The 961-nt window shown below is 72.4% G+C and carries 1 protein-coding gene; it reads right to left on the reverse strand.

The genetic code is table 11. The features are described 5' to 3' along the window. Positions 1-481: 481 nt before the first annotated feature. Positions 482-961, reverse strand: a 480-nt coding sequence (locus ND748_RS32785) for a GNAT family N-acetyltransferase (RefSeq protein ID WP_251750131.1), incomplete at its 5' end; no start/stop codon positions are given.

Below are 961 nucleotides of genomic sequence, written 5' to 3' on the forward strand. Positions count from 1 at the left end.
GGGCCGACCCGTCCGGGCCCCGCGACCCGTCCGGGCTGCGCGGGCTGCGTGGACCGCTCTGACCGCTCGGACCGGGCGAACCGCCCGCGCGCAGACCTGCGGACACGCCGGCCAGGCCGGCGCGGCCCGGCGCCGCGACTGCCTCCAGCTGGGGACCGATGACGGGCGCCGGACACACAGACGTCCTTTCACGGGAGGCGCCGCGAGTGTTCCGAACCGCCGCCACCACGATGATGTGACTACTTCTCCCGCCGAGCCCACCGCGCAACGGTCGACCGCACTCCCCGTCGTCCCCCGCCGATCCGGGAATCGGGAGCGTTGTGCCTCGCATCGGTTTTCGTGCGGCCGATACTGCCCAGCCGCGGGCCGGTCGTCAGCTCATCTTGGAATACCGGGGCTCGGCGTTGTTCCTCCGTTTCTCACGTCGTCGGCATGGTGTCCTACCAGCCCGGATGTTCGCTGCGCGACAGGCGGCCGCGGCTCACGCGTCGGCGGCGACGAGATCGGCGTAGGCCGGATGACGTTCGATGAACGCGCGGATGTAGGGGCACTGCGGGACCACGGCGAGGCCCTGCCGGCGAACATCGTCCAGCGCCGCGGTGGCGAGAGCGGAGCCCACTCCCTGGCCGGAGAACTCCGGACTCACCTCGGTGTGGATGAAGATGATCCGATCCGGCCGCTTCTGGTACTGCACGAAACCGGCGACCTCACCGGTGGGCGCGAGTGCCTCGTAGCGGAAGCGGTCGGGATTGTCGGTGACAGACAGGTCCATGGGGGCATCCTCCTCGATGCCGGCGAGGTCGGCAGGGGTGTCGACGTCCGCGGGGGTACCGAGGCCGTCGCAGGCGACCCGGCCCACGGCGTCGGGATGGGCGCGCAGCCAGGCCCGCGCGCCGACCTCGCCACGGGCGAGGCCGGCCACGTCGGCCCAGACCGTCCGGCGCAGCAGGACGGGATGGCC

It is taken from the genome of Frankia sp. AiPs1 (assembly GCF_023716945.1).
Classification (GTDB): domain Bacteria; phylum Actinomycetota; class Actinomycetes; order Frankiales; family Frankiaceae; genus Frankia.